Source organism: Streptomyces chartreusis, from assembly GCF_008704715.1.
Lineage (GTDB): Bacteria > Actinomycetota > Actinomycetes > Streptomycetales > Streptomycetaceae > Streptomyces > Streptomyces chartreusis.
On record NZ_CP023689.1, the window covers coordinates 4,176,088 to 4,191,406 of the forward strand.

The window sequence follows — 15,319 nt, forward strand, 5'->3', positions numbered from 1 at the left end:
CCTGCTCACGCTCCCGTGGCGACGAGGACGGCGGCGACCGCGAGGACGACGGTGCCGGCGAGCAGCGCGCTCACATAGGTCTGCACATTGCCGGTCTGGGCGCGCCGTACGGCGATGCCGAGCCAGCGGGGTAGGGCGCCCGCGCCGCGTACGTAGGTGTCGACGACCTCGCGGTCGAGGAACCGGACGAGACTCGCGCCGGCCTGGACCGGGCGGACGAACAGCGCCTGGTAGACGGCGTCGAGGTGGAAGCCGACGGCCGCATGCCGGTGCAGGGGGCCGAGCAGCAGCCGCCCGGGGTCCGCCGGGTCCGGTGCGTAGGCCACTCCCCCGTACACGGGCGCGTGGCTGGCGATGGCCTCGGCCTCGACGAGTCCGGCGTCGCCCTCCGGGTGGGCGGCGACCGCGCCCAGCGCGAAGCGGGCAGCGACCGAGGTGGTGTGCCGCCAGGCCGCGTACGTGACGATGCCGCCGACGAGAGCCACGCCCGTGCCGAGGACGGAGGTGGTGAGGGTCGGGGTGAGGTCGCGGCCGTCGAACCAGTCGGGCAGCACGCGGTAGGCGAACGCGCCTACGGCGAGGGACGGCACGGCGAGCACCCACAGCACGACGGTCATCGTCAGCGGCTGCCTGCCGTGGCCGGGGGCCTCGGCACCGTGGCCGCGGAAGGCCAGCAGCCACAGGCGCATCGCGTACGCGGCGGTGAGCAGGGCCGTGACCAGGCCGGAGACGAGGACGAGCCAGCCCGTGGCGGCGGGAGCGTGCTCGGTGTGGCCGGTGACGACGTGCTCGGCGGCGCCGAGGACGGACTCCTTGGAGAAGAAGCCGCTGAACGGCGGGATCGCGGCGAGCGCGAGAAGCGCCACGGTCATCGTCCAGAAGGCGTCCGGGACGCGGTCGCGCAGGTGGCTCATGCGGGACATGGCGGCCAGCGAGTTGGTGCCGGAGGCGTGGATGATCACGCCGGCGGCGAGGAACAGCAGCGCCTTGAAGGCGCCGTGCGACAGGAGGTGGAAGACGGCGGCACCGCGGTCGGCGACGGCGAGGGCGCCGGTCATGTACCCGAGCTGACCGATCGTCGAGTAGGCGAGGACGCGCTTGATGTCGTCCTGGGCGAGCGCGGCGAGACCGGAGCCGATCATCGTGACCGCGGCCATCGCGGCGAGGACGATCATCGCGGCCTGGGAGGCCTCGAACACCGGGAGGAGACGGGCGACGAAGTAGACACCGGCGGCGACCATCGTCGCGGCGTGGATCAGCGCGGAGACGGGCGTCGGGCCCGCCATCGCGTCGGGTAGCCAGGTGTGCAGCGGGAACTGCGCCGACTTGCCGGCCACGCCCGCGAGCAGCAGCAGGGCGACCAGGGTCGGGTTGTCGAGGCCGCCGTCCGCGACGGTGTCGAGGATCGTCGTGATGCGGAAGGACCCGGCGTCGGTGGCCAGCGCGAACAGGCCGATGAGGAAGGGGACGTCACCGAGCTTGGTCACCAGGAAGGCCTTGATGGAGGCGGCGCGGGCCTCCGGGGTCTCCCAGTAGTGGCCGACCAGGAAGTACGAGCAGATGCCCATGATCTCCCAGCCGACCAGCAGCACCATCAGGTCGCCGGAGTAGACGACGAGCAGCATCGCGGAGGTGAACAGGGAGACGAGGGCGGCGTAGGAGGGGTAGCGCGGGTCGTCGCGCAGGTAGCCGGTCGAGTAGATCTGCACGCAGGTGGCGACGACGCCGACGAGCACGGCGACCAGGGCGGCGAAGCCGTCGATGTGCAGGGCGAGTTCGATCGGCACCGAGCCGGTGGGCGTGAGTTCGGTGGCGGAGTTGATCGCCTGGCCGCCGCCCTGGCGCACGGCGACGACCGTGGCGAGCACGAGCGACGCGAGCGGCGGCAGGACGGCGAGGGGGCGGACGAAGCCGGGGGCCGTGCGGCCGAGGAGCAGGCCGGCCGCGGCGCCGAGGAAGGGAAGGAGGGGGACGAGTACGGCGAGGGTGGTCGTGGTCACGCGGTGGCCTCAGCCTTCTCGGCCTGCCCGGCGGTGAGGGCGTCGTGGTCGGGGCCGTCGGGCTCGTGGCCTTCGGCGGTGTCGCGGAGCTTGTCGATGTCCGAGGTGCCGCGGTTGCGGTGGACGGCGAGCACGATCGCCAGGCCGATGCCGATCTCGGCGGCGGCGATGGTGATGGTGAACAGGGTCAGGGCCTGTCCGGAGTGCAGGGTCTCCTCGGCGGCTCGGCTGAGCCAGACGTCGAAGGCGACCAGGTTGAGGTTGACGGCGTTGAGCATCAGCTCGACCGACATCAGGACCAGGATCGCGTTGCGGCGGGCGAGGACGCCGTACAGGCCGGTGCAGAAGAGGAGGGCGGAGAGTACGGCGGGATAGGCGAGATGCATCAGCGCGGCTCCTTCTCGCTCGGGGCACCGGGCTCGGGGGCGGTCTCCTTCGCCTTGCGGGACAGGACGATCGCGCCGACCAGGGCGGCGAGGAGGAGGACGGAGAGGGCCTCGAAGGGGAGGACCCAGTTCTGGAAGAGGCTCTCGCCGGTGGTCCGGGTGGAGCCGGCGGCAGGGCCGTCGAGGTCGATCCAGGTCGTGCGGAAGGCGTCGACGACCACCCAGATCAGGGTGGCCGCGGCGACGACGGCCACGGTGAGGGCGGCCCAGCGGTTGCCGGAGTCGGCGTCCGGGGAGCGGCCGATGGGGGCCCTGGTGAGCATCAGACCGAACAGAAGGAGGACGACGACCGAACCGACGTAGATGAGGACCTGCACCCAGGCGATGAACTCGGCGGTGAGCAGGAGGTACTCCACGGCGAGGCCGCCGAGGGCGACGACCAGCCACAGGGCGGCGTGCACCAGTTGCCGGGTGGTGACGGTGACCAGGGCGGCGCCGAAGGTGACCAGGCCGACGAGGAGGAAGGTGATCTCGACGCCGGTCGGCGAGAGGAAGCCGTGTGCCTCGGCGGCGGTGGTGGTCGAGGCGTGGGCCGTCGCGGCGGCTGCGGCAAGGCTCACGACTCTCCCTCCTGCGGTTCCGCCTGGGCGGCCGCCAGCTTCTCGGCGGTCTTGCGGGCGGCGGCGATCTCCTTGGGCTCCTCGGCGGCGGGGTCCAGGGCGGGCGGGGCCGGGACGGTCCACATCCACTCGCGGAGCTTGTCGCGCTCGTGGGTGAGTTCGCGGATGTCGGTCTCGGCGTACTCGAACTCCGGGGACCAGAACAGGGCGTCGAAAGGACAGACCTCGATGCAGATACCGCAGTACATGCACAGGGAGAAGTCGATGGCGAAGCGGTCCAGGACGTTGCGGCTGCGCTCGCGGCCACCCGGAGCGGCGGCCGGGACGGTCTCCTTGTGGGAGTCGATGTAGATGCACCAGTCCGGGCACTCGCGGGCGCACAGCATGCAGACCGTGCAGTTCTCCTCGAACAGGCCGATCACGCCGCGCGTGCGGGGCGGGAGGTCGGGCTGAGTGTCCGGGTACTGAGCGGTGACGGACTTCTTCGTCATCGTGCGCAGGGTGACGGCCAGGCCTTTGGCGAGCCCAGAGCCGGGAATGGGGGCCATGGTTACCGGATCACCACCTTGACGACGCCGGTGAGGGCGATCTGGGCGAGGGAGAGGGGGACCAGGAGGGTCCAGGAGAGCTTCTGGAGCTGGTCCTCGCGCAGTCGGGGGTAGGTGACGCGGAGCCAGATCACGATGAAGGCGAGGACGGCCGTCTTCAGCAGGGTCCACACCCAGCCGAGCCCGTCGGCGCCCCAGGGGCCGTGCCAGCCGCCCAGGAAGAGGACGGTGGTCAGGCCGCACAGGACGACGATTCCGGCGTACTCGGCGAGGAGGAAGAGGGCGAAGCGCAGGCCCGTGTACTCGGTGTAGGCGCCGAAGATGATCTCCGAGTCGGCGACCGGCATGTCGAAGGGCGGGCGCTGGAGCTCGGCGAGGCCGGCGACGAAGAAGACGATCGCGCCGACGATCTGCCAGGGCAGCCACCACCACTCGAAGGCGTCGAGGATGCCGGGGAGGGAGACGGTGCCGGCGGCCATCGCCACGGAGGCGGCGGTGAGCAGCATCGGGAGTTCGTAGGCGAGGAGCTGGGCTGCGGTGCGCAGGCCGCCCAGGAGGGAGAACTTGTTGGCGGAGGCCCATCCGGCCATCAGCGAGCCGAGGACTCCGATGCCCATCACTGCGAGGACGAAGAAGATGCCCGCGTCGATGACCTCGCCGACCGCGCCCTCGCTCGGGCCGATGGGGATGGCGAGGAGGACGAGTAGATAGGGGAGCAGCGCCACGGCGGGCGCGAGCTGGAAGATACGGCGGTCCGCGCCGGCCGGGACCACGTCCTCCTTCTGCGCGAACTTCACGCCGTCGGCGACGAGCTGGGCCCAGCCGTGGAAGCCACCGGCGTACATCGGGCCCAGGCGGCCCTGCATGTGGGCCATCACCTTGTGCTCGGTCTGACCGATGATCAGCGGGAACGTGAGGAAGACGACGAACACGATCAGGAGTCGCAGGGTGACGTCGAGCGCGTCGTTCACTGCGGGCCTCCTGCGGAGTCGTTGCGGTCTGCGGAGTCGTTGCTGTCCGCCGGGTCCGATTCCGGATCAGGCTCGGACTCCGGCTGCGATCGCGGCTCAGGCTCGGATTCGGAGTCGGATTCGGACTCGGACGGGCGCTCGCGCTCAGGCTCGTCGAAGGCCGGCCGCGCGTGGTGCCACGGGGCGTCCGAGCTGCGGGACGTCTTGGGGGTCGCCGTCTCGGAGGCGGCCGTATCGGGCGCCGAGTCGGCTGCGGCAGGGGCGCCGGATTCGGCCGGTTCGGGCGCCGACCTGTCGGGAGCGGTCGTTTCAGGTGCCGCCTCCGGCGCGCTCCTCTGGCTCGCCGACCCCTGCGAGGCGCTGCGCGAGCGACGAGGGCCGGACGGGGCAGCGGTGCCCTCGGGCGCTCCGGCGGCCGGTGCCGTCTGGCTCGCCGGCCCCTCGGCCGCCGTACGGGCAGGACGCGCGGGCGCAGATGCCGGCGCCGAACCCTCCGCCGCCCCGGCCTCCGGCGCCGCCTGACTCGCCGAACCCTCCGCCGACGTACGGGCACGACGCACCGGTCGTTCGCCCGCTGCCCGCGCCGGGCGCTCCCCAGCCGCGCGGGCCGGCCGCTCCCCCGCGGCTCCCGCAGCGCGGCCCGCGCCTCGGGCCGGGCGGGCCGGGGCAGGGGGGAGTTGGCCCTTCAGGGGGCCCCATTCGTTCGGGTCGGGGACGCCCGGTGGGAGCATCTGGCGGCGCTTGGGGCCGCCGTGTTCGGACTCGCCGGGTTCCTTGGCGCCGGGCCAGGCCTTGGCGACGCGGGCGGCGAGGACGAAGTCCTTGCGGAGGGGGTGGCCCTCGAAGTTCTCGGGGAGGAGCAGGTGGTCCAGGGCCGGGTGGTCGGTGAAGTCCACGCCGAACATCTCGTGCGTCTCGCGCTCGTGCCAGCCCGCGCCCGCGTACACGCCCACCGCCGAGGGCAGTGTCGGCGCCTCGTGCGGAACGGTCGTGCGGACCAGCAGGCGCCGTACCGGTGACAGGGCCGCGACATGGGCGGCGACGCGGAAACCGGTGCCGGGTTCGTCGACGGCGCTCAGCCAGTCGAAATACGTGCAGCCCAGCCCGTCGCGGGCCGCCTCCAGTGCGGCGAGCCAGGAGGCCGGGGGTACGTCGACCGTCAGGACCTCGTACGACTCCTCGGCCGTGGCCTCGGGGCCGAAGAGGTCCTCGACGGGGGCGGGCAGCCAGCCGGTCGTCGTCATCGGGCGGCCTCCCCCGCGCCGGAGGCGTCAGTACCGGAAGCACCACTACCGGAAGCACCAGTACCGGAGGTACCGGCACCGTCGGCACCCGGTACCTGCGGACCGCGCACCAACCCGCTCTGCAGCGCCGCCGCCGACGGTCGCGCCGAGCCGTGGCCGTACCGCTCCCCCAGCGACTCGCGCGCGATCTTCTCCTGGAGCTTCAGGATCCCCTGGAGCAGCGCCTCGGGGCGCGGCGGGCAGCCGGGGACGTAGACGTCGACGGGGATGATCTGGTCGACGCCCTTGGTGACGGAGTAGGAGTCCCAGTACGGGCCTCCGCAGTTCGAGCAGGCCCCGAAGGAGATGACGTACTTCGGCTCGGGCATCTGCTCGTACAGGCGCTTGACGGCCGGCGCCATCTTGTCCGTCACCGTGCCGGAGACGACCATCAGGTCGGCTTGGCGCGGGCCCGGCGCGAAGGGGATCACGCCGAGGCGGATGAAGTCGTGGCGGGCCATCGAGGCGGCGATGAACTCGATCGCGCAGCAGGCGAGGCCGAAGTTGAAGACCCAGAGGGAGTAGCGGCGTCCCCAGTTGAGGATCACCTTCATCGGCTCGGGCGCGAGGCGGGCCAGCGCGCCCAGTCGCTTCGGCTCCGGGAGCAGTACGGGCTCGGACGAGTTCGTTGCCGCGCGCTCCGGCGAATTCACTTCTGGCGTCACGTCCATGCCAGGACGCCCTTCTTGTATGCGTACAGCAGGCCCACGGCGAGGAAGCCGAGGAAGACGAACATCTCGACGAGGGTGGTCGCGCCGTAGCCCGGGTCGGCGAAGACCGTCGCCCAGGGGAACAGGAAGATCGAGTCGATGGCGAAGATCACGTACAGGAAGGCGTAGACGTAGTAGCGGACCTGGGTGTGTGCCCAGCCCTCGCCGACGGGGTCGACGCCGCACTCGTACGTCATGAGCTTCTCGGGTGTGGGGACCACGGGGCGCAGCAGGCGGCCCGCCCCGAACGCGACGGCGACGAACAGCACGCCGATGACGGCGAGCAGCCCGACCACCGAGTAGGACTGGAAGTAGTCCGCCGAGACGACGACGTTGTGCGCATCCGCCGCGACGACGACGGTCTGATCCGACACGTCCGCCCCTCGCTCCCTGACCTCGTGACCGATGCCCCAGGAACGGGCCCTGGGACCAGTGTCCTGCGATATGTGATCTCGTGAACACCACTGTTCGACGATCTGTACGCACGGGAGTCTAGGCCCTGCTAAAGAGACCGTAAGCAGCCCGTCACGCCTTGAGATCTCGTCGAGACGCGCGACGCGACACCGCGCGGTTGGCGACCGCTGCACGCGATCGGGCCCGGGGTGGGGTTTTCCCCCGGGGATCGCGGCGGTCCGCTCCATGGCGCGGCGGCCCGGCGCGCGGCACGCTAGCCCATATGACCGAACGCCCCAGCCCTGTCAGGGACGCCTCCCGGCGGCCCGAACGCGAGCAGCAGCCGCTGCCGCCGGCCCGTTTCGCCTACGACCGGCAGACCTGGAAGGAGATCGCGCACCTCCTGGCGAACCTTCCGCTGGCCCTGCTCGGCTTCACCTATGTCGCGGTGGTGCTGTTCACCGGCGCCATGCTGACGCTGACGGTGATCGGCTTCCCGCTGCTCGCGGCGGGCCTGGTGGGTGCCCGGCAGCTGGGCAAGATGGAACGCGCACGCGCGCGTGCGCTGCTGAACGTCGACGTGGCCGAGCCGAGTCCGCTGCCGTTGCGCGGCGGCCGGGACGGCTTCTTCCCGCAGCTGTGGCAGGCACTGAAGGACCCGGTCGGCTGGCGCACGATCCTGTACGACTTCATCCGCCTGCCCTGGGGCATCCTCACCTTCGTCATCGCGCTGACCTCGCTGTTCGTGCTGTGGCCGGTGCTGCCGTTCATCGCGCGGGGCCTGACGAACGCGGACCGCGCGATGGTGCGCGGCCTGCTGTCGCCCTCCGACGAGCTGGAGCGCCGGATCGCCGAGCTGGAGTCGGACCGGGGGGTCGTCGTGGACACGGCGGCCGCCGATCTGCGGCGCATCGAGCGCGATCTGCACGACGGCGCGCAGGCCCGGCTGGTGAACCTCGCCATGGGGCTGGGCCTGGCCAAGGAGAAACTTCTGGAGGACCCCGACACCGCGGCCTCGATGGTCGAGGAGGCGCACGGCGAGGTGAAGCTCGCGCTCCAGGAGCTGCGCGACCTGGCCCGCGGCATCCATCCGGCCGTCCTGACCGACCGCGGTCTGGACGCCGCCCTGTCGGCTGTGTCCTCGCGCTGCACGGTGCCGGTGAAGGTGACCGTCGACCTGCTCGCCAGACCGGTCGCCGCCATTGAGGGCATCGCCTATTTCACGGTCTCCGAGCTGCTTCAGAACGTCAGCAAGCACAGTGCGGCGAAGTCGGCGTCGGTCGACGTGTGGCGGTCGGACGACCGGCTGCTCATCCAGGTGCGGGACGACGGCCGCGGCGGGGCGAGCATGGACGGCGGTACCGGTATGCGCGGGCTGGCCGACCGGCTCAACGCGGTGGACGGACTGTTCGTGATCGACTCGCCGCACGGCGGTCCCACGACCGTGACGGCCGAGCTGCCCTGGCGGGACCGCACCCCCGGGCAGGGGTAGGGAAAACCCCCCGTTCAAGACGCCGACGGCCTCCATGTCGCGAGGACCTGCGGCCTAGGAAGGTGGAGGTACGACGGCACAGCCCCGCGGGGGCTACGGGACGAGGAGAACGGACGAGCCGATGGCCACGGAGTACGGACAGGGTTACGGGCACGGGCTCGCTCTCCACGAGCACGGCCTCCCCGAGCACGGCGGCGGGCGACGGCACCGGCTGCCGGCCGGACTGCGGGCGCCGTTCGAGGCACGCAGCTGGCGTGAGTTCGGGTACGTGCTGTTGAGCCTGCCGATCAGCATCCTGCTGTTCGTGTACGCCATCACGATGGTGTCGCTGGGCGCGGGCCTGCTGGTGACGTTCCTCGGCATCCCGGTGCTGGCGGCGGGCCTGGCGGGCTGCCGCGGCTTCGGGGCGCTGGAGCGGGTACGCGCGCGTGCCCTGCTCGGCCTGGAGGTGGCCGACCCGGAGCCGCTGCGGATGCGCCGGCGCGGCTTCATGGCGTGGATGGGCGCCGTACTGAAGAGCGGGACGTCGTGGCGGGCCCTGCTGTACGCGGTGCTGCACTTCCCGTGGGCGGTGTTCTCGTTCGTCGTCGCCCTGAACGTGTGGGTGTACGGCTGGGCGCTGCTGACGTACCCGCTGTGGTTCTGGGTCTTCCCGATGTGGGCCGGCCAGGACGGGCTTCAGATCTACGGCGACGAGACGCACAGCTTCTACCTCGACAACCCCTTCGAGATCACCGTCACCGCGCTGGTGGGCCTGCTGTTCACGCTGGCCACACCCTGGATCGTGCGGGCCCTGACGACGGTGGACCGGCTGCTGGTGCACGGTCTGCTCGGGCCGTCGACGCTGGCCACGCGCGTGGTGGAGCTGGAGTCCGACCGCGGGGTCGTCGTCGATACGGCCGCTGCCGACCTGCGGCGCATCGAGCGCGACCTGCACGACGGAGCGCAGGCCCGGCTGGTGGCCCTGGCCATGGATCTTGGCCTGGCGAAGGAGAAGCTGGCGGAGGACCCGCAGGCCGCCGCGCGGATGGTCGACGAGGCGCACGGCGAGGTGAAGACGGCGCTCCAGGAGCTGCGCGATCTGGCCCGCGGCATCCATCCGGCGGTCCTGACCGACCGTGGTCTGGACGCGGCCCTGTCGGCGGTGGCCTCGCGGTGCACGGTGCCGGTGGAGGTCCAGGTCGACCTGACGGAGCGGCCGGTTCCGGCGATCGAGGGGATCGCGTACTTCACGGTCTCCGAGCTGCTGCAGAACATCAGCAAGCACTCGCGGGCCACATGGGCGGCCGTTGATGTGTGGCGGGTGGAGAACCGGCTGATGCTGCAGGTCGTGGACAACGGGATAGGCGGCGCGGCGACGTCCGGCGGCTCGGGCCTGTCGGGGCTGGCCGAACGGCTGGACGCGGTGGACGGGATCCTCGTCGTGGACTCGCCGGTCGGGGGGCCGACCCGGGTCACGGCGGAGCTGCCGTGGCGGACGGTGTAAGCCAGGGCGTGCCGCTGCCGTTCGCGGCGTGCCTGTGTCGTTCGAGGCGTGGCGTTCGACCGCGCGCCCGGTGAGGTGAGATCCGGCTCCGGTGGGTTCGGGGCCGGATTTCCGTGTGCCGGATTTCCGTTTCCCAGGGTTCGGTCGGCGGAGTTCCGGTCGGCGGAGTTCCGGGGTCCGGCTTTCCGGTCGGCGGGCCTCCGTTTACCGGCTTTCCTTTTGCCGGCTTTTCGTTTGTTTGCAAGCACTCCCTGAGCACGCGCCCCGAAGTCGCCCCCTTTGTGCCCACGCGATCCGAACTGCGTCGGGAAGGTTATCCACAGGCCCGGTACGGAAGAGCCGATCGCGGGATACTGAGGTCGCGAAGGACGACAGGGCCGGGGCACGCTCGGCCGAACGCCAAGGCTCGGGGGGCCGAGGATCGTGGAGGACAGGGTGCGGGTGGTCATCGCCGAGGATTCGGTGCTGCTCAGGGAGGGGCTGACCCGGCTGTTGACCGACCGTGGGCACGAGGTCGTGGCGGGGGTCGGGGACGGCGAAGCCCTGGTCAAGACCATCACCGAGCTGGACGGCCAGGGCGAGCTGCCGGACGTGGTGGTCGCGGACGTACGGATGCCGCCGACGCACACCGACGAAGGAGTACGGGCGGCCGTGCTGCTGCGCAAGGCACACCCCGGTCTCGGGGTACTCGTCCTGTCGCAGTACGTGGAGGAGCGGTACGCCACGGAGCTGCTGGCCGGTTCCAGCCGCGGGGTCGGCTATCTGCTGAAGGACCGCGTGGCCGAGGTCAGAGAATTCGTGGACGCGGTGGTGCGGGTCGCCCAGGGCGGTACGGCCCTCGACCCGGAGGTCGTCGCCCAGCTGCTGGGCCGCAGCCGCAAGCAGGACGTGCTCGCGGGGCTCACCCCACGGGAGCGGGAGGTCCTCGGTCTGATGGCCGAGGGACGGACGAACTCGGCCATCGCCCGGCAACTGGTGGTGAGCGACGGCGCCGTCGAGAAGCACGTCAGCAACATCTTCCTCAAGCTCGGGCTGTCCCAGAGCGACGGGGACCACCGGCGCGTGCTCGCGGTCCTCACCTACCTGAACTCCTGATGGACCGACCCCGTGTCAGTCAAGTGGGTGACCGCTCCGCGGCGTCCACCGGACGGACGCGAGCGCGGCAACCGAACAAACAACAGGGAGCGTCTTCAAAAGCAGCGCCGGGGGCGCGGAAATCATGACAAGTCAGGGTGGCAAACCGGCTCAATTCCTTGTCCGTCATGCGAATGGCCCAGGGAGGGCGACCTTTGCGGACGTAGGGTTGATCCTGGGAAGGCTTGCGGGAAGGCCAGCCCAGACAGCCGCCTCGAAGGAGGTCCAGTTCAGTGACCAGCCAGGTCAGTAGCCCATCGGAGCAGGCCGACGAAGCCGTCGTGGGAGAGCAGCGCAAACCGGCAGGGACGAAGGACGTCCGCCGGCTGGACCGAGTCATCATTCGATTCGCGGGGGACTCGGGCGACGGTATGCAGCTCACCGGCGACCGCTTCACCTCGGAAACGGCGTCCTTCGGGAACGACCTGTCGACGCTGCCGAACTTCCCCGCCGAGATCCGTGCCCCCGCCGGAACCCTGCCGGGCGTGTCCTCCTTCCAGCTGCATTTCGCCGACCACGACATCCTGACTCCGGGCGACGCGCCGAACGTGCTGGTGGCGATGAACCCGGCGGCCCTGAAGGCCAACCTCGGCGATGTGCCGCGCGGCGCGGAGATCATCGTCAACACGGACGAGTTCACCAAACGGGCGATGCAGAAGGTGGGCTACGCCACCTCGCCGCTGGAGGACGGCTCCCTCGACGGGTACAGCCTCCACCCGGTGCCGCTGACGACCCTGACGGTCGAGGCGCTGAAGGAGTTCGACCTCACGCGCAAGGAGGCCGAGCGCAGCAAGAACATGTTCGCGCTGGGCCTGCTGAGCTGGATGTACCACCGCCCTACCGAGGGCACCGAGAAGTTCCTGAAGTCGAAGTTCGCCAAGAAGCCCGACATCGCGGCGGCCAACATCACCGCTTTCCGCGCGGGCTGGAACTTCGGCGAGACGACCGAGGACTTCGCCGTCTCCTACGAGATCGCCCCGGCGACGACGGCCTTCCCGGTCGGCACCTACCGGAACATCTCCGGGAACCTCGCGCTGTCCTACGGGCTGATCGCCGCGTCCCGGCAGGCGGACCTGCCGCTGTACCTGGGCTCGTACCCGATCACGCCGGCCTCGGACATCCTGCACGAGCTGAGCCGGCACAAGAACTTCGGCGTACGGACCTTCCAGGCCGAGGACGAGATCGCGGGCATCGGCGCGGCGCTGGGCGCGGCCTTCGGCGGCTCGCTGGCGGTGACGACGACGTCCGGCCCGGGTGTGGCGCTGAAGTCGGAGACCATCGGCCTCGCGGTCTCCCTGGAGCTGCCGCTGCTGGTGATCGACATCCAGCGGGGCGGGCCGTCGACCGGCCTGCCGACCAAGACCGAGCAGGCGGACCTGCTCCAGGCGATGTTCGGGCGCAACGGCGAGGCGCCGGTCCCGGTGATCGCCCCGTGCACCCCGGCCGACTGCTTCGACGCGGCGCTGGAGGCGGCGCGGATCGCGCTGACGTACCGCACGCCGGTGATGCTCCTTTCGGACGGCTATCTGGCCAACGGCTCCGAGCCGTGGCGGATCCCGGAGACGGACGAACTGCCGGATCTGACCGTGCAGTTCGCGCAGGGTCCCAACCACACCCTGGACGACGGCAGCGAGGTCTTCTGGCCGTACAAGCGCGACCCGCAGACCCTCGCCCGGCCGTGGGCGATCCCGGGCACGCCGGGCCTGGAGCACCGCATCGGCGGCATCGAGAAGGAAGACGGCACGGGCAACATCTCCTACGCGCCCGCCAACCACGACTTCATGGTCCGCACCCGCCAGGCCAAGATCGACGGCATCGAAGTGCCGGACCTGGAGGTCGACGACCCGCACGAGGCGAAGACGCTGGTGCTGGGCTGGGGCTCGACGTACGGCCCGATCACCGCCGCCGTACGCCGTCTGCGCACCGCGGGTGAGTCGATCGCGCAGGCGCATCTACGCCATCTGAACCCGTTCCCGCGCAACCTGGGCGCGGTACTCGGACGTTACGAGAAGGTGGTGATCCCCGAGATGAACCTCGGTCAGCTCGCCACCCTGGTCCGGGCGAAGTACCTGGTGGACGCCCACTCGTACAACCAGGTCAACGGCATGCCGTTCAAGGCGGAACAGCTTGCCAAGGCTCTCAAGGAGGCCATCGATGCCTGAGACGTCCACGGAAGGCACGGGCACGATCGAGGCACTCTCGCTCATTCCCAAGGCCGAGGCACGCCAGTCCATGAAGGACTTCAAGTCCGACCAGGAAGTGCGCTGGTGCCCCGGCTGCGGTGACTACGCGATCCTCGCGGCGGTCCAGGGCTTCATGCCGGAGCTGGGTCTGGCCAAGGAAAACATCGTCTTCGTCTCGGGTATCGGCTGTTCGTCGCGCTTCCCCTACTACATGAACACGTACGGGATGCACTCCATCCACGGCCGCGCTCCCGCCATCGCGACGGGCCTGGCCACCTCGCGCCGGGATCTGTCGGTGTGGGTGGTCACGGGTGACGGCGACGCGCTGTCGATCGGCGGCAACCACCTGATCCATGCCCTGCGCCGCAACGTCAACCTCAAGATCCTGCTGTTCAACAACCGGATCTACGGTCTGACGAAGGGCCAGTACTCCCCGACCTCCGAGGTCGGCAAGATCACCAAGTCGACGCCGATGGGTTCGCTGGACGCGCCCTTCAACCCGGTGTCCCTGGCGATCGGCGCCGAGGCGTCCTTCGTGGCCCGCACGGTCGACTCCGACCGCAAGCACCTCACGCAGGTGCTGCGGGAGGCGGCTGCCCACAAGGGCACCGCGCTGATCGAGATCTACCAGAACTGCAACATCTTCAACGACGGTGCGTTCGAGGTCCTGAAGGACAAGCAGCAGGCCGAGGAAGCGGTGATCCGCCTTGAACACGGGCAGCCGATCCGCTTCGGCACGGACCTCGCTCGTGGTGTGGTCCGCGACGCGCAGACCGGCGACCTGAGGGTCGTCAACGTCACCCCGGAGAACGAGTCGCAGATCGTGATCCACGACGCCCACGCCGCATCCCCGACCACGGCCTTCGCCCTCTCCCGCCTGGCCGACCCGGACACCCTCCACCACACCCCGATCGGCGTGTTCCGCTCGGTGGAACGGCCGGTCTACGACACCCAGATGGCCGACCAACTGGACTCGGCGATCGAGCAGAACGGCAAGGGCGATCTGGGGCAGTTGCTGGCGGGTGGCGACACCTGGACGGTCGTCGGCTGACGGCCGACGGCCATGTGAAGGCCTGGGCGCATTACGACGCCCAGGCCTTTCGCGTCAGGCGTCGGGGATGTCCCGCTTGGCGCGGATGAGGGTGTCGCGATCGATGACGACGATGCGCTCGTAGTCGGCTCGCGCTGCGTCCGGGGGGAGATGAGGGTCGAGATCGGCGGTGGCCTCGGTGCCGATGATCGCGAAATCGCCGTTGCTGAGCTCGAACAGGTCCGGACATGTCTCGCCGGTGGCACTCCCCCGCAAGCTAGGAGGATCCCCGAGCCGACGGGTAATACGGAACGCCGAGACGTCGTCGCGCACCTGAGCGGTCCCCTCTCGGGGCGCGCAGCCCCGCGTCTCAAGGGGCGCCACTCGATGAGTGACGCCCCTTGGGTTCACAGTGTTCTGGATCTTACACGCGTGTGATACCTCTCACATTTATTACCCCTCTAAATCCGGCCCGATTACCCACCATTCGTCCGGGTCATCCCGTAAGTCGTCCAGCATTGCATCAACGACCAGCCCGACCCGACTTTCGAGGGATTCACTGGGAACGCTGCGTCGATGCTCGACCGTGGAGGCCCAATACGCCGCGAAAACCTCATTGCGACATAGAACGCGCAGGTGTCCGACGAGCTCATCCCAGTCATAGACACCCACGCGATGAGCCATCAGCAGCACCCCGTACTGACGATTGGCGAAGAGCATCTGTCGGCGCTGGCGCTCCGAGAGCCCGGTCAACGTGCTCATGGCCGTAGCCAGCGACGGATCGTCGATCGCTCGATCCAGTTGCTCCACGGTGAGGCGGTACTGCTGGATGAGATTCGCCCGACGCATCTCCTCGGTCATCAGCGCCAACTGCCGCAGCAGTTCCAGCAAGAGTTCCTCCTGACGCCGACGACGGCCACGACCGAGAGGCGCACGCAGGAAACCGAGTCCCGCCATTACCGCAGAACCGATCCTGCTGGGCCGGGCGGCCGGAGTTTGTGTGGCCATGTCAAGGCAACCCCCTGGATCCGGTGAGCGTGCGCCATGCGGTGGCAGCGCGGGGCGGCGCACAGGTGGGCGTAG

Annotated in this window: 15 protein-coding genes; 5 read left to right on the top strand and 10 right to left on the bottom strand. The window is 70.1% G+C overall.

Features of this window, described 5'->3' with window-relative positions:
* Positions 1-5: 5 nt before the first annotated feature.
* Genes CP983_RS17820 through CP983_RS17855 form a run of 8 tightly spaced genes read right to left on the bottom strand, consistent with a single transcriptional unit; the run spans position 6 to position 6,892 of the window.
* Complete coding sequence (locus CP983_RS17820) at positions 6-2,000, bottom strand: NADH-quinone oxidoreductase subunit 5 family protein (protein WP_150500430.1); 1,995 nt, start codon at positions 1,998-2,000, stop codon at positions 6-8.
* Positions 1,997-2,386, bottom strand: coding sequence for an NADH-quinone oxidoreductase subunit NuoK (nuoK, locus tag CP983_RS17825; RefSeq protein ID WP_030947598.1), 390 nt, complete (start codon positions 2,384-2,386; stop codon positions 1,997-1,999). The genes CP983_RS17820 and nuoK overlap by 4 nt, the downstream gene beginning before the upstream one ends.
* The gene (locus CP983_RS17830) at positions 2,386-3,006 is read right to left on the bottom strand and encodes an NADH-quinone oxidoreductase subunit J family protein (RefSeq protein WP_107904171.1); all 621 of its coding nucleotides are present in this window, start codon (positions 3,004-3,006) and stop codon (positions 2,386-2,388) included. Before CP983_RS17830 ends, nuoK begins: the two co-directional genes overlap by 1 nt.
* The gene (locus tag CP983_RS17835; protein ID WP_126901762.1) at positions 3,003-3,554 is read right to left on the bottom strand and encodes a NuoI/complex I 23 kDa subunit family protein; all 552 of its coding nucleotides are present in this window, start codon (positions 3,552-3,554) and stop codon (positions 3,003-3,005) included. Before CP983_RS17835 ends, CP983_RS17830 begins: the two co-directional genes overlap by 4 nt.
* Before the next feature lie 2 nt (positions 3,555-3,556).
* Entirely contained in the window at positions 3,557-4,525 is a 969-nt protein-coding gene (locus CP983_RS17840; RefSeq protein ID WP_150500432.1) for a complex I subunit 1/NuoH family protein, read from the bottom strand.
* The gene (locus CP983_RS17845) at positions 4,522-5,769 is read right to left on the bottom strand and encodes an NADH-quinone oxidoreductase subunit C (RefSeq protein ID WP_150500434.1); all 1,248 of its coding nucleotides are present in this window, start codon (positions 5,767-5,769) and stop codon (positions 4,522-4,524) included. Before CP983_RS17845 ends, CP983_RS17840 begins: the two co-directional genes overlap by 4 nt.
* The gene (locus CP983_RS17850) at positions 5,766-6,479 is read right to left on the bottom strand and encodes an NADH-quinone oxidoreductase subunit B (RefSeq protein WP_150500436.1); all 714 of its coding nucleotides are present in this window, start codon (positions 6,477-6,479) and stop codon (positions 5,766-5,768) included. The genes CP983_RS17845 and CP983_RS17850 overlap by 4 nt, the downstream gene beginning before the upstream one ends.
* Positions 6,470-6,892, bottom strand: coding sequence for an NADH-quinone oxidoreductase subunit A (locus CP983_RS17855; RefSeq protein ID WP_107904177.1), 423 nt, complete (start codon positions 6,890-6,892; stop codon positions 6,470-6,472). The genes CP983_RS17850 and CP983_RS17855 overlap by 10 nt, the downstream gene beginning before the upstream one ends.
* Positions 6,893-7,194: 302 nt before the next feature.
* Here CP983_RS17855 and CP983_RS17860 point away from each other — a divergent pair, with 302 nt between their 5' ends.
* The 5 genes from CP983_RS17860 (at position 7,195) to CP983_RS17880 (ending at position 14,257) form a co-directional block, all read left to right on the top strand.
* A complete protein-coding gene (locus CP983_RS17860) occupies positions 7,195-8,403 on the top strand; it encodes a sensor histidine kinase (RefSeq protein ID WP_125528237.1) in 1,209 nt (402 codons plus the stop codon).
* Between the two features lie 121 nt (positions 8,404-8,524).
* Entirely contained in the window at positions 8,525-9,889 is a 1,365-nt protein-coding gene (locus CP983_RS17865; RefSeq protein ID WP_125528236.1) for a sensor histidine kinase, read from the top strand.
* 435 nt (positions 9,890-10,324) lie between these two features.
* Positions 10,325-10,984: a response regulator transcription factor gene (locus tag CP983_RS17870; RefSeq protein WP_280116610.1), complete on the top strand. Its 660-nt coding sequence runs from the start codon at positions 10,325-10,327 to the stop codon at positions 10,982-10,984.
* 272 nt (positions 10,985-11,256) lie between these two features.
* Entirely contained in the window at positions 11,257-13,185 is a 1,929-nt protein-coding gene (locus CP983_RS17875) for a 2-oxoacid:acceptor oxidoreductase subunit alpha (protein ID WP_107904183.1), read from the top strand.
* Complete coding sequence (locus CP983_RS17880) at positions 13,178-14,257, top strand: 2-oxoacid:ferredoxin oxidoreductase subunit beta (protein ID WP_125528235.1); 1,080 nt, start codon at positions 13,178-13,180, stop codon at positions 14,255-14,257. Before CP983_RS17875 ends, CP983_RS17880 begins: the two co-directional genes overlap by 8 nt.
* Before the next feature lie 54 nt (positions 14,258-14,311).
* Here CP983_RS17880 and CP983_RS17885 read toward each other — a convergent pair whose 3' ends face one another.
* Positions 14,312-14,569, bottom strand: coding sequence for a hypothetical protein (locus CP983_RS17885; RefSeq protein ID WP_030967202.1), 258 nt, complete (start codon positions 14,567-14,569; stop codon positions 14,312-14,314).
* Between the two features lie 120 nt (positions 14,570-14,689).
* The gene (locus tag CP983_RS17890) at positions 14,690-15,244 is read right to left on the bottom strand and encodes a DUF6082 family protein (protein WP_150500438.1); all 555 of its coding nucleotides are present in this window, start codon (positions 15,242-15,244) and stop codon (positions 14,690-14,692) included.
* Positions 15,245-15,319: the final 75 nt, after the last annotated feature.